The organism is Mesorhizobium sp. M0028 (assembly GCF_040323855.1).
GTDB lineage: Bacteria > Pseudomonadota > Alphaproteobacteria > Rhizobiales > Rhizobiaceae > Mesorhizobium.
In genome coordinates, this window is sequence record NZ_JAMYVG010000001.1 from 861,196 (window position 1) to 873,971 (window position 12,776).

Annotated in this window: 16 protein-coding genes and 1 tRNA gene; 8 read left to right on the forward strand and 9 right to left on the reverse strand. The window is 60.9% G+C overall.

The features are described 5' to 3' along the window. Positions 1 to 37: 37 nt before the first annotated feature. From NKJ93_RS04450 to NKJ93_RS04470, 5 genes are all read left to right on the forward strand, one after another. Positions 38 to 601 carry a polysaccharide biosynthesis/export family protein gene (locus NKJ93_RS04450; protein ID WP_023717305.1) on the forward strand — a complete coding sequence of 188 codons (564 nt, stop codon included), beginning with the start codon at positions 38 to 40 and terminating at the stop codon, positions 599 to 601. 12 nt (positions 602 to 613) lie between these two features. Continuing rightward, positions 614 to 1,738, forward strand: coding sequence for a glycosyltransferase family 4 protein (locus NKJ93_RS04455; RefSeq protein WP_023717304.1), 1,125 nt, complete (start codon positions 614 to 616; stop codon positions 1,736 to 1,738). Positions 1,739 to 1,861: 123 nt separating this feature from the next. Next, a complete protein-coding gene (locus tag NKJ93_RS04460; protein WP_352481219.1) occupies positions 1,862 to 3,397 on the forward strand; it encodes an undecaprenyl-phosphate glucose phosphotransferase in 1,536 nt (511 codons plus the stop codon). Next, positions 3,394 to 4,728, forward strand: a complete 1,335-nt coding sequence (locus NKJ93_RS04465) for an O-antigen ligase family protein (protein WP_352481220.1) — start codon at positions 3,394 to 3,396, stop codon at positions 4,726 to 4,728. The genes NKJ93_RS04460 and NKJ93_RS04465 overlap by 4 nt, the downstream gene beginning before the upstream one ends. Beyond that, positions 4,719 to 4,795 (forward strand) — tRNA-Pro (locus tag NKJ93_RS04470). The genes NKJ93_RS04465 and NKJ93_RS04470 overlap by 10 nt, the downstream gene beginning before the upstream one ends. Before the next feature lie 713 nt (positions 4,796 to 5,508). On the opposite strand, the gene NKJ93_RS04475 is transcribed toward NKJ93_RS04470, so the two are convergent. Further along, on the reverse strand, positions 5,509 to 5,808 hold the full coding sequence (locus NKJ93_RS04475) for a DUF1236 domain-containing protein (RefSeq protein ID WP_023717301.1): 300 nt from the start codon (positions 5,806 to 5,808) through the stop codon (positions 5,509 to 5,511). Positions 5,809 to 6,307: 499 nt separating this feature from the next. On the opposite strand from NKJ93_RS04475, the gene NKJ93_RS04480 reads away from it, so the two are divergent. Continuing rightward, a complete protein-coding gene (locus NKJ93_RS04480) occupies positions 6,308 to 6,541 on the forward strand; it encodes a hypothetical protein (protein ID WP_031193496.1) in 234 nt (77 codons plus the stop codon). Positions 6,542 to 6,694: 153 nt separating this feature from the next. Further along, positions 6,695 to 6,889, forward strand: coding sequence for a hypothetical protein (locus tag NKJ93_RS04485; RefSeq protein WP_023717300.1), 195 nt, complete (start codon positions 6,695 to 6,697; stop codon positions 6,887 to 6,889). A gap of 38 nt (positions 6,890 to 6,927) precedes the next feature. On the opposite strand, the gene NKJ93_RS04490 is transcribed toward NKJ93_RS04485, so the two are convergent. Both NKJ93_RS04490 and NKJ93_RS04495 read right to left on the reverse strand, forming a co-directional pair. Then, entirely contained in the window at positions 6,928 to 7,386 is a 459-nt protein-coding gene (locus tag NKJ93_RS04490) for a YbaK/EbsC family protein (RefSeq protein ID WP_023717299.1), read from the reverse strand. A 119-nt stretch (positions 7,387 to 7,505) separates the two neighbouring features. Next, entirely contained in the window at positions 7,506 to 7,784 is a 279-nt protein-coding gene (locus NKJ93_RS04495; protein WP_352481221.1) for a helix-turn-helix domain-containing protein, read from the reverse strand. Between the two features lie 316 nt (positions 7,785 to 8,100). Between NKJ93_RS04495 and NKJ93_RS04500 the strand changes: the two genes are divergently transcribed. Next, positions 8,101 to 8,292, forward strand: coding sequence for a hypothetical protein (locus tag NKJ93_RS04500; RefSeq protein ID WP_352481222.1), 192 nt, complete (start codon positions 8,101 to 8,103; stop codon positions 8,290 to 8,292). Positions 8,293 to 8,414: 122 nt separating this feature from the next. Here the strand turns inward: NKJ93_RS04500 and NKJ93_RS04505 are convergent, their stop codons facing one another. The 6 genes from NKJ93_RS04505 to NKJ93_RS04530 form a co-directional block, all read right to left on the reverse strand. Next, the gene (locus NKJ93_RS04505) at positions 8,415 to 8,747 is read right to left on the reverse strand and encodes a hypothetical protein (RefSeq protein ID WP_023717294.1); all 333 of its coding nucleotides are present in this window, start codon (positions 8,745 to 8,747) and stop codon (positions 8,415 to 8,417) included. 75 nt (positions 8,748 to 8,822) lie between these two features. Further along, positions 8,823 to 9,365, reverse strand: a complete 543-nt coding sequence (locus NKJ93_RS04510) for a MerR family transcriptional regulator (protein ID WP_352587779.1) — start codon at positions 9,363 to 9,365, stop codon at positions 8,823 to 8,825. 247 nt (positions 9,366 to 9,612) lie between these two features. After that, the gene (locus tag NKJ93_RS04515) at positions 9,613 to 9,936 is read right to left on the reverse strand and encodes an integration host factor subunit alpha (protein WP_023717292.1); all 324 of its coding nucleotides are present in this window, start codon (positions 9,934 to 9,936) and stop codon (positions 9,613 to 9,615) included. A gap of 104 nt (positions 9,937 to 10,040) precedes the next feature. After that, entirely contained in the window at positions 10,041 to 11,012 is a 972-nt protein-coding gene (locus tag NKJ93_RS04520) for a beta-ketoacyl-ACP synthase III (protein WP_023717291.1), read from the reverse strand. 9 nt (positions 11,013 to 11,021) lie between these two features. Next, positions 11,022 to 12,092 (reverse strand): phosphate acyltransferase PlsX, encoded by a 1,071-nt coding sequence (plsX, locus tag NKJ93_RS04525; RefSeq protein WP_352481224.1) that lies wholly within the window; start codon positions 12,090 to 12,092, stop codon positions 11,022 to 11,024. A 123-nt stretch (positions 12,093 to 12,215) separates the two neighbouring features. Continuing rightward, entirely contained in the window at positions 12,216 to 12,764 is a 549-nt protein-coding gene (locus tag NKJ93_RS04530; protein WP_023717289.1) for a YceD family protein, read from the reverse strand. Positions 12,765 to 12,776: the final 12 nt, after the last annotated feature.

Here is a 12,776-nt window from a genome sequence, read left to right on the forward strand (position 1 = left end):
GCAGAGTCGCCGGCTATTCAAAGGTACGTGTCCGCTCATGAAAAGCACTGCTCCCCTTTTCCGCGCGCTGCTTGCCGTATCGATGCTTTCGGGCTGCTCAAGCTACCGGCCGACGCCGGCCGCCTTCCATGAAGTGCTCGACCAGCCCTATCGCCTCGGTGCCGGCGACCGCGTCCGCGTCACCGTGTTCGAGCAGGAAGGATTGACCAACACCTACAGCGTCGACCAATCCGGCTATCTCTCGCTGCCGCTCGTCGGCAACGTGCCGGCGCGCGGCCACACCGCCCAGCAACTCGAGGGCGAGATCGCCGAGAAACTGCGCCAGGGCTATTTGCGCGATCCTGACGTTTCGGTCGAAATCGATCGCTACCGGCCGATCTTCGTCATGGGTGAAGTGGGCGCGGCGGGCCAATATTCCTACGTTCCGGGCCTGACCGTGCAGAAAGCCATCGCCATCGCCGGCGGCTTCACGCCACGCGCCAACCAGGAAAGCGTCGACATTACCCGCGACATCAACGGCAAGGTTATAACCGGACGCGTGGTGACCTCCGACCCGCTGTTGCCCGGCGACACAGTCTATGTTCGCGAACGCCTGTTTTGATGTGCTGACCAAGTGGCGGACACACTCAGGATCGTCCACTGCTTTCGCTCACCCGTCGGAGGCATCTTCCGGCATGTGCGCGACCTGACCGAGGCTCAGGTCGCCGCCGGCCATGCCGTCGGCATCGTCTGCGATTCGACGACTGGCGGCGATTTCGAGGAACGGCTGTTCGAACAGATGAAAGGCAGCCTGGCGCTCGGCATTCATCGCACACCGATGCAGCGGCATGTCGGGCCAGGCGATCTCGCTTCGGCCCGACGCACCTATAGGATCATAAAAGAATTGCGGCCGGACGTGCTGCACGGGCATGGCGCCAAAGGTGGCGCCTATGCCCGTCTGTTCGGCTCGTTGTTGCGGGTATCCAGGTCTCGCGTAGCCCGCCTTTATTCGCCGCATGGCGGCTCGCTCCACTATGACGAAACCACCGCGATGGGGAAGCTGTTCTTCGCGCTCGAGCGCTTCATGGCTCGCTTCACCGATTGCCTGCTGTTTGTTTCCGATTATGAGCGGCGGACTTATCGCAGGAAGGTCGGCGAGCCGCCCATTCCGAACGCTCTCGTCCACAACGGCCTGCGCGCCGCCGAGTTCGAGCCGGTGCAGACCGAGCACAATGCCGTCGACCTCCTCTATATCGGCATGATGCGCGACCTCAAGGGCCCGGACATCTTCATCGATGCACTGGGGCGAGCCGCAACACGGCTCGGTCGCCCATTGAAAGCGCTGATGGTCGGCGACGGCGACGACCTGCCGCGCTATCGCGCCCAGGTAGATCAGCTCGGCCTCGAGGTCAGCTTCCTGCCGCCGATGCCAGCCAGGCTCGCCTTCACGCTGGCCAAGCTGGTCGTCGTTCCCTCGCGCGCGGAAGCCATGCCTTATATCGTTCTGGAAACGCTTGCCGCCGGCAAGCCGCTAATCGCGACGTCGGTCGGGGGCATACCGGAAATCTTCGACACCGGCTCCCCTGCCCTGATCCGGCCCGACCCGCGCGAACTTGGCGACAAGATAAGCGCCGCTCTGGCCGATCTCGACGCCTACAAAGGCCTGATGCCCGGTGCCGCCGACCTCAAGGCACGGTTCGGCGCGGATGTAATGGCCGCCGAAATCGAAAAGGCCTATTTCGCCGCGCTCAAACAGTAGAGCAACTGATATCCACTCGGCTGCAAAAGGCCCCCGGTGAAAGCGTCTCCAAAGCCATCTGTTGTTTCAAGGGTTTCTTAGCTCTCTTTTGCTATTCACCTGAGGGAAACCTACGGACGCCCCATGAACGAAATCGACCCCGCGCGCCGTTTTTCGCTAGACGCGGTGCGCAAATTCGACGCCCCTGCCGAGAACAACACGGCCGGCGGCATGAACGACGTTGCCCGCCAGGTCGCCTCGCAATACCGGCGCGATACGATGTCGCCGATCATGGTCAGCGGCGTCCTGCGCATGGCGGAATTCGCGCTGCTGTTGGTGTCGGGTCTTGCCGTCTATTTCTACTATGTCGGCTTTTTCAGCTATCTTGCCTGGCAATACTCGCTGACGATCGCCGCCACCTCGTTCCTCGCGGTCGTTTTGCTCGACGTCACCGACTGCTACCAGATCGTCGCGCTGATGCGGCCGATCGCCAATTTCGGCCGCCTCCTACTGGTCTGGGCTGGAACCTTCGCCTTGATGGCGCTCACCGCCTTCACCATGAAAATGTCGGAAGACTATTCGCGCCTGCTCTTCGGCACGTGGTTCGTTATTGGCTTCGTGCTGATCCTGGGTCTCCGGCTGGTGATGTCGAAGCTGATCCGGCGCTGGGCGCGCGACGGGCGGATGGAGCGCCGCGCCGTCATCGTCGGCGGCGGCAAGGCGGCGGAGGTGCTGATCCGCTCGGTCGAAAAGCAGCCCTACAACGACATCCGCATCTGCGGCATCTTCGACGATCGTGGTGACAAGCGTTCGCCGCCGGTTGTCGCCGGCTATCCCAAGCTCGGCACGATTTCCGAGCTCATTGAATTTGCCCGCATCGCACGCATCGACATGCTGATCGTTTCGCTGCCGCTGACCGCCGAATCGCGCGTGCTGCAACTGTTGAAGAAGCTGTGGGTGCTGCCGGTCGACATCCGGCTGTCGGCGCATTCGAATGCGCTGCAGTTCAGGCCGCGCGCCTATTCCTACATCGGCTCGGTGCCGATGCTCGATATCTTCGACAAGCCTATCAACGACTGGGATTCGGTCGCGAAACGCGCCTTTGACATCGTCTTTTCGATCATCGGCATCATCGTGTTCTCGCCGGTGATGCTGGCGACCGCGATCGCGATCAAACTCGACAGCAAGGGCCCGGTGCTGTTCCACCAGAAGCGGCACGGCTTCAACAACGAAATCATCGACGTCTATAAGTTCCGTTCGATGTACACCGACAAGGCGGACCCGACGGCGAAGCAGACCGTGACCAAGAACGATCCGCGCGTCACCCGCGTCGGCCGCTTCATCCGCAAGACCTCGATCGACGAATTGCCGCAGTTCTTCAATTCGCTGTTCGGTTCGCTGTCGCTGGTCGGGCCGCGCCCGCACGCCATTGCCGCGCAGTCGCACAACCTTCTCTACAATGAGGTGGTCGACGGCTATTTCGCCCGACACAAGGTCAAGCCCGGCGTGACCGGCTGGGCTCAGATCAATGGCTGGCGCGGCGAGATGGACACCAACGAGAAGATCCGCATGCGCACGGAATACGACCTCTATTACATCGAGAACTGGTCGCTGTTGTTCGACCTGAGAATCCTGTTCCTGACGCCGATCCGCCTGCTCAACACGGAAAATGCGTATTGAGCGCGACGGCCTACGAATTGCCGGCGGCGGCGGTCAACGCCAAGCTCATTGCGCTGATTGCGTCAGGGGCAGTTTTCCTCGGCGTCTTCCTGTCCGGTTTCGTTATTGCCGAGCCGGCGCCATACGACCTCTATATGATCGGGCTGATCGTGGTGTGGCCCTTGTTCGGCATGCGCATACAGCGCGCGGCGGTGCCACTTCTGGTGCTGCTGATGATCATGAACATCGGCGGAATGATCTCGATGACGCAGATGCCGGACCTCGCCGCCACGCCGCTCTATCTCGCCGTCTCGCTGTTCCTGACCCTCACTGCGGTTTTCTTCGCTTCCGTAACGGCCGTCCAGCCCAGTCTCTACCGCGTGATCTTCGTCGCTTATGTCGTGTCGGCAGTGCTGACTTCGCTGGTCGGCATAGCCGGCTATTTCCATGCCTTTCCAGGAGCGGAGATCTTCACCAAATACGACCGTGCCGCCGGCGCCTTCCAGGACCCGAACGTGTTCGGGCCGTTCCTGGTGCTGCCGGGCATCTACCTGCTCTATCTGCTGCTTACCGGCTCGATCGCGCGCATGCCTCTATTGGCGGTGCCGCTGCTGATCATCACCGCCGGCATCTTCTTTTCTTTTTCGCGCGGCGCCTGGGGCATGTTCGCCGTTTCGGCGATCCTGCTGACCGGGGCCTTGTTCCTGCAGAGCGCCAGCGGCAAATTCCGGCTGCGCGTCGTCGTCATGACCATCGCCGCCGTCGGACTGCTGGTCATTGCGATGATCGTCATCCTGCAACTGCCTGGCGTGGCGGAGATGTTCTCGAATCGCGCGCAACTCGAACAAAGCTACGACACCGCCCGCCTCGGCCGCTTCGCCCGCTACACGATCGGCTTTCAGATGGCGCTGGAGCATCCGTTCGGCATCGGCCCGCTCGTATTCGGCAAGATGTTCGGCGAGGACACGCACGACATCTGGCTGAAGATGCTGATGGATTACGGGTGGCTCGGCTTCGTGTCGTTCCTGACGCTGACGTGCTGGACGATCGCCGCCGGCTTCCGCATTCTGCTGCGCGACCGGCCCTGGCAGCCTTATCTACTATGCGCCTATGTCGCCTTCATCGGCAATATCGGGCTCGGCACCTTCATCGACATCGACCACTGGCGGCATGTCTACCTGCTGCTCGGCCTGATCTGGGGCGCCATCGCGCTGGAATACCGCCATCAGTGGCAGTTGCGGGCGGCGCGGCGCCCGCAACCTCCGTTGCTGTTGCTTCAGGCCGGACAGCAGCCGAATTCGGTTGACCGGACCCAGTCTATCACGATACATCGCGACCGGTCCGGAGTGTAGCGCAGCCCGGTAGCGCACTTGACTGGGGGTCAAGGGGTCGTCGGTTCGAATCCGGCCACTCCGACCATTAAATCCAAAGGCTTAGCCAGTTCCCCCAACTGGCCATACAGAATAGCCGCATTGCAGCCAGCGCAACACGATTTCGACCAAGGGCTTCGCTCGCCAGGTCAATGTGGAATAGCCCAAACCAGCATGCAAAAAGCTCGCGCCTTCCGGGAGAAGGACGCGGGCAGATCGGTGCAACCCGATCTGGCAGCAATTCTTATGAGGAGGGACTTGCTGCGTTGAGACGAACCGTCGCGCCGGCCGGGTTGTTCCATCGAGTAAATAAAAACCCGCCGCACATGAAGTACGGCGGGGCCGATCAAGCGCTGTTGCACCAGGCGGGGGACTCGGGTGGGCGGGCTTGCCAGGTGCGCGCGGATCAAGTCGACATTAGGCGCATGAGCGGTAGCGCGTCCACCAACCGGCGGTTGGAACGAACTGGTTCAACGCCGGCGGCCGGCTTGGCCTGAAACTTTTTCAGGGCGGCAGCGACGGGGTCAGGAAAGTCGAGCAAGCGCAACGTGCCCGGCCCTCGTTGCTTGCGGGAATGCCGGAAGGATCAATGGCAGCAAGCATGAAGAACCCAACCTGGATGCTGGCGGCCTGGGAACGAAACGTGGCAGCTCACCCCGCCGGTTTCCGTGAGGACGCGAGCGCATCGTCCGCTACCGCGATTGGCGGCTGAACGCAAACAAGCCCGCCGCTTTTTCGGCACGGCGGGCTTCAGGCAGAAAATCAATCGTAGATCTTAACAATTTTGCGGGTACCTGGATCAACCAGGACGGTTCGTCCCTCGACGACTACATAGCGGTACTGAACGTCCGGCACTTCGTAAAGCTCGACTGTGTCGGGCAGAGCGGTGCCAATGTTGAGCTCAACACCGGGAAGGCTCAGGGATGCTACCGGCTTCTTCTTTACATACTCCCGGATCACCGTGTCTTGCTCAGGCTGAATGATGACGTCCTGAGCAGCGGCGGTTCCGATACCTACGAAAAGAAAGATTCCTGTCGCAGCAGATAAAAGTTGCTTTCCCATATAGCAATCCTCCAGCGAGGCAACCTTCCGCTACGGTGCTTGATGCTTCCGTGCGGGGCTACTTACCTAAACGAGCCGAAAGACTTGTTGTTCCGCTGGCGGTGGGCGAACTCCGGTGCCATGGCCATGAGGCCGCCTACAAACAAGCACCTGCTCAAGGCTTAGTTTCTTCCCGGGGAGGAGCTTTTGGGTCAGGACAATCAGGATAGGGCAATTCTTCACACGGAGAGGGCCTGTCGCCAACGCTGCCATAATGTTCCACGAGTTTTGCGAAACCGTAGGCGAAGGCGAAAAGAAGCATTAGGACAACCGCTATACGGACGGCCATACCGTATTGTAGCAGGATCCTCCCATTGGAGCGCGGGCGGCGTTTTTAATACGTTCGAATGTTGAGTTCGAAAAAGGTTGGCTCTAGTTGAATTGCCGTCGTCCGCAGTTGTAAGGGCGAGCGGACGCTTCGAAGATGACACGCCCTTTCGGCCTTTTCGGGAGAGATGCAATGTCGCTTCAAGGAGCTACCTGTCCTGCCGAGCTGACCATGTTGGCCAAAGCACTTGATGCCCGATGCCGTGAACTAGGCCTCGCTGACGGCGATCCAGGCAGAGAAGTGCTCGGCCGCAGGGTGATGGATTTGTTCGAAAGTGGTCAGCTCAGCGCCGAAGATTTGAGACTGGCTCTGAGCGGCGAGATTTTTTACGCCAAAAATCCTCCGGCCGGAGGCAGTGGGTTTTGATACGGCAAGCGGCTATCCGCGCAACCATTTGAATTATTGGTCCAGCGTAGGCTTCCGTGCACGCAAGGGCGCGCGTGAACAAATGTGATTTTGCGGTCGGTGCCAGACGGGCTAATCTTCCCAACGAATATCCAATGAAAGAGGAGAATGATCATGAAGACATTCCTCGCAACAGCCGCCGCACTGACCCTGTCCATATCCGCTGCCTCTGCGGATTGCCCCGCGCATTCAAAGGTCCAGGCGTCGGTCGACACGCAGACGAGGACAGCGAGCGTCGAGAAGGCCGATATGTCGACAGCCGCGGACGCTCAGACGATCAAGAAAGAAGAGCCACAGAAGACCGAATAGCGGTAACGCTCACCGGATCCCACGACCCGGATAAAGGGCTACTGGCAGACATCCACCCACTCGGCGTCGACGAGTTCGGCCATGCGTTGCGGGCTGAGCCGGACGGCGGCGTTCGTCGCGCCTGCGGCGGGGACGACCTCGTCAAAGGCGCGCAGCGAGACGTCGCAGTACACCGGGAGCGGTGCCGGTAGGCCGAACGGGCACACCCCACCGACGGGATGACCGGTCGCGGCGAGCACCTGCTCGGCATCCAGCATTCGCGCCTTGCCGCCGAACCGGTCCTTGAATTTGCGATTGTCCAGCCTGGAGATGCCGCTGGCCACGATCAGCATCGTCTGGTCGCCGGCGCGCAGGCAGATCGTCTTGGCAATCTGCGCCGGCGCTACGCCATGCGCTTCGGCAGCCAGAGGCACCGTCGCCGAGCTGGCTTGCGTAACGATGACGTCGATTTCGGGCGCGTGGGCGACGAAGAAAGCGCGAACGGATTCGAGGCTCATCTCCGGCGATTTCCGTCTCGCGTCGCCGTGGCGGCCGGCAAGTCCGCTACGTGGCCGGAAAAACGAAGCCCGCCAGGGCAACCCATGGCGAGCTCGTCGAATAAACGCATGGCACGCCGCTACGACACGGACCGCCTTTTCGCAGGCAACACGGCTTCGTCGAACAGAGCGCTTTCCGGAAGTTGAAGCGCGGAGGCAATACGCCGACGTTTCGAAGGATCGGCATCGTTGCCGCTTTCGATGTCGGCAATCTCATAGGCTGCCAGCCCGCACGCCAGGGACAGCTCTTCGATACTGTATCCACGGGCTTCCCGGGCGGTTCGGACGGCACTGCGTTCAGGCGTAACCGCGCTCGCCGCCAGTTCGGAGTAAGGTTCGCGTTTTGCTATTTGGGGCATTGGCAACTCCGTGGGATGAAAGAGTTAGATCAAATCATGTTGTTGCCTGAGACGATCGGGAGAATGCCCGCTCCCCGGTGATTTGCCAAGCATCAAAGATAGCGTCACGGCATCGTGAACCGACGCCGGAATGAATGTGGATGCCGGGGCGCTCACATCTGGCCGGATCGTCGGCGGACACAGTTCGGAAACAAAATTCTACAGGCCGGAAAAACTGCCGAAAAACTCCAAGGCGATAGTCCCGACCGCAGTGCTCGAGTCACCGACCTGAATCGGTGACGCTCAAATTCGCCCTGCGCAAAAAGGAAACGATGTCATGAAGAAGTCTCTTCTCTCCGCCCTTGGACTTGCAATCGCACTTGCCCTCTCGATGCCGATCATCGGCGCGAGCAGCGCGAATGCAGCGACGATGCACACCACCGTCAAGAAGCATCACCGTCATCACTACCATCACCGCGTCCACCACCATCGCCATCATCACAAGAAGGTTGTGGCGAAGACGTACTGAAAACACCCTGGGACAGACAACCGGCAAGCAGGCGTTCTTGGCCTCTGATCAAGAGCGGCCAGCTTGCCGGGGTTTGCCGCGTCGACGAAATGGCGGCGGTCCCGCTGACCACCGCATTTCCCCTACCTTGAACGCGCTCGCGGCGCTTTTTGCTGCCGGCCACCGAGAAACAGACTGGCGACCAGCCCGACCAGAACCAGCCCGACAGCGGCCGCCGTCGCCGGGTGATCACGGGCAGTCTTCTCGATCGCCCGGCCTTGCCTTCTGATTGCCGGCAAGGTGTCGCCGAGACGCTCGGCGATATCCGAATAATAGTCCGACGCGGTATCGCGACCGTCTTCGTAATAGGCGCCGCCCCGCTTCAACACGGCTTTCTTCAAAGTGGCCAGTTCCCTGGTCAGGGCCGCGACCTGCTTGTTCAGATCGGTGTCGGAGATGCTCGAAAGCGATGCCATGACGTGGTTCCTTCATCTGCAGAAGGAAGCCTAACGCATGACCCCGAAGACCGTTCCGGTCAGCCCCGGCGGGCTTTAGCGAACCTGATCGAGCAGGCGCTTGCATTCGAGCAGGTCGAACAGCGCCTCCTGCAGCAATGCGCGATTATCACGGGAAAGTTTTGACGTGTCCGGCGGAACCGGGCCTTCCTCGTCGCTCTTGCCGATGCCGAAAAAACGACGGCTGGGTTTCACCCTCGGTTGGCCGACCAGCATCTCGTCGTCCGGGCCGCGCGGCTGCGCCGCTTGCGTCAGCGGTACCGCGTCAGCCTGCCGGCGCTGCGAGATCGCCTCGACCGCCGCCATGTCGCCATTGCCGACGGCGATCAAAAACTGGTTGCCGTTCTCGCGCAACAGCTTCTGTACGCCCTTGATCGTATAGCCCTGATCGTAGAGCATGTGGCGAATGCCCTTGATCAGATCGACGTCCTGCGGCCGGTAGTAGCGGCGGCCGCCGCCGCGCTTCATCGGCTTGATCTGGTTGAAACGCGTCTCCCAGAAGCGCAGCACGTGCTGCGGCAAATCCAGATCCTCCGCGACCTCGCTGATGGTGCGGAAAGCATCGGGGCTCTTGTCCATGGGCGAATCCTCACGCTAGAGCATGATCGCGAAAGGCGGGGACCGGTTTTTGGGCAACATCACGGTAAAACAAAGAGAGCAGCTTTTCCGTCCACCGGGGCGGATCACACCCAAATACCGATCCGGCCTGCCGAATCGCATCTTATTTCAGCGGTTTATGAAACAATATTCAAGCCCGGCGTAAAAGCAGGCTTCGTTTTTCAACCGAAGCCTGAAGCATGGATTCTCGGCAAGGGAGATCGGGAATCTACTTGCTGCCCTTGGCCTTGCTGTTTTGATGGGAGCGCAGGATGCGGTTCTTCAGCACGTTCGATGACTTGAAGGTCATCACCCGGCGCGGCAGGATCGGCACTTCCTCACCGGTCTTGGGATTGCGCCCGATGCGTTCGTTCTTGGAACGGACATGGAAGGTCGCGAAGGACGACAGTTTCACCGTCTCACCGCGAACGATCGCCTCGCAGATCTCATTCAGCACCGCCTCGACAAGCTCGGCCGATTCAGTACGCGACAGCCCAACCTTGCGGTAAACGGCTTCGGCGAGGTCGGCGCGCGTAAGTGTCTTTCCCCCCATACGAACCGTCCCATCAGCTCAAAAAATAAAATCGATACAAGCAACGGCAGAACCTAAGTAATTGATCCGTCAAGGTCAAGGACCCGAACCCGTTAGTTCGGCACTTACCAACGCAGCAGGACGGCGCCCCAGGTGAAGCCGCCGCCCATCGCCTCAAGCAGCACCAGGTCACCCTTTTTGATGCGGCCGTCGGCGACGGCCGCGGATAGTGCCAGCGGCACGGAAGCAGCCGATGTGTTACCGTGCAAATCGACGGTCACCACCACCTTCCGCTCCTCTATCCCGAGCTTTTTGGCCGAAGCATCAATAATTCGTTTATTGGCTTGATGCGGCACGAACCAGTCGAGATCAGCGGCGCTGATGCCGGCCTGTGCGAACGTCGCCTCGATGACGTCGGTGATCATGCCGACCGCATGCTTGAACACTTCGCGGCCTTCCATCCTGAGGTGCCCGACCGTTCCGGTAGTCGACGGCCCACCGTCGACAAAAAGCTTGTCCTTGTGGATGCCGTCGGAGCGCAGGCTGGCCGCCAGAACGCCTCGGTCGGCGATGCCGCCTGCCCCCGTGCCTGCTTCCAGCACTATCGCGCCGGCGCCGTCGCCGAACAAAACGCAGGTCGAGCGGTCGTTCCAGTCGAGAATGCGCGAAAACGTTTCCGAGCCGATCACCAGCACCCGTCTGGCCAAGCCGCCGCGGATATAGAGGTCGGCGGTCGTCACCGCATAGACAAAACCCGAGCAGACCGCCTGCAGGTCGAAGGCAAAACCGTGGTGCATGCCGAGCCGGTTCTGGATCTCGACTGCGGTCGCGGGAAAGGTGTTGTTGGGCGTCGAGGTCGCCAGCACGATCAGGTCGATGTCGTCAGCCGTCAGGCCGGCGCTGTCGAGGGCTGCGCGCGCTGCCGCCTCACCCAGAGAGGCCGTCGTCTCGTCGTCGGCCGCAATGTGGCGCTGGCGAATACCGGTACGCTGGACGATCCATTCGTCCGAGGTCTCGACCATGCCTTCAAAATCGGCATTCTTCATAATGCGGCGGGGCAGCGCGGCGCCCGTGCCGCGCACGACTGATCTGATCAATGCTCTTTCCTATTCCTTTGCGTCGATGACGACGTCGGATTTCCGGATTGTCTGGGCATTCGGATTGCGGGCATGGAACAGGTCGAGATCGGCCTCGATGCGGTCAAGCAGATTGTTGCGCACCATGTCGTAGCCGAGCTCGATCGCCGCAGCGAAGCCATCCGAATCAGCCCCGCCATGGCTTTTCACCACGATGCCGTTCAATCCCAGGAAGACGCCGCCATTGGAGCGGCCGACATCCATCTTCTCGCGCAGGCGATCGAAGGCGGTCTTGGCGAAGATATAGCCGATCCTGGCCATCAGTGTCCGGTTCATCGCGGCGCGCAGGTAGCCGGCGATCTGCCTGACCGTGCCTTCCGCCGTCTTGAGCGCGATATTGCCGGCAAATCCTTCGGTAACGACGACGTCGACACTGCCCTTGCCGATGTCGTCACCCTCGACAAAGCCATGGTAGTTCATCGAGGCCATGTTGGCCTCGCGCAGCATACGGCCTGCTTCCTTGACCTCCTCCTGACCCTTGATCTCCTCGACGCCGACATTGAGCAGGCCGACGCTCGGCCGTTCGATGCCGAAAACCGAGCGCGCCATGCCGGTACCCAGAATGGCAAAATCAACCAGTTGATGCGCATCCGCACCGATGGTTGCGCCGACGTCCAGCACCACGCTTTCGCCGCGCAATGTCGGCCAGAGCGCCGCAATCGCCGGGCGGTCGATGGTCGCCATGGTGCGAAGGCAGAATCTGGACATCGCCATCAGTGCGCCGGTATTGCCAGCCGAGATGCAGGCGTCCGCCGTGCCTGCCTTGACCGCTTCGACGGCTTTCCACATCGATGACTTCCAGCGGCCATGGCGCAGTGCCTGGCTCGGCTTGTCGTCCATCCGGACTGCGATCTCGCAGTGGATGAACTCGCTCACCTCCGCTAGCTTGGGGAATTTGGCGAGTTCAGGCCTTACCGCTTCTTCGCGCCCATAGATGACGAAGCGTATGTCCGGACGGCGGGTGGCGACAGTCATGAGCGCCGGGATGACCACGCTTGGCCCGTGATCGCCGCCCATGGCATCGATGGAAATCCTGATCACGCGGTGTTCATCTCACGGTTGCTTGGCCAGCGGGCTTGCCAAGGTACGGGGCTCGCGAAGGTTCGGCGAAAATAACGGTTTTGGGCTGCCGCACAACCAACTTTTCTCAAATTGGGTCAGCCATCAGGATTTTCCCAGCAGTGATCTGAGCTTTTGCTGGAATTCATTCTCCACAGGCTCGGCATCGCCGGCGGCCTCCAGCGACACACCCGGCTTGCGCGGATAGGGATCGATCGCCAAGCCAAAGAACTGTTCGGCAAGCGCCCCGACGTCGATCGCGTCGCCGGAAAAGGTTTCCGGGCTGTCCGGCCCTTCGGCGTCGAGCAGGATCTCACCGCCACCGTCGAAACCTTGCCGCCCGAGCTTGGATTGTTCCGGCAGGAACAGCGCCTCGACCGGCTCGTCAATATGCGCCTCGACCGGGTCGAGAGTGACGATGCAGGCCTGCGTTATATCGGCCTCGACATGGCCGCTGACTTTCACCCCATTGCGCTTCCACGGCTCGATCAGAAGTTCGGCGCGATAGTTCTCGACCGAAAGCAGCTCATGCTCGACGGCCAGTATGGCGCGCTGCCCGGCGTCGGCATCGATCACCACCGGCAGCCCTTTTTGCGGCATCCGGGCGACATTTGCCAGGAATGACACTGGGCTGTGGGTATCAGGATGTTTCATCTTCGCCTCCAC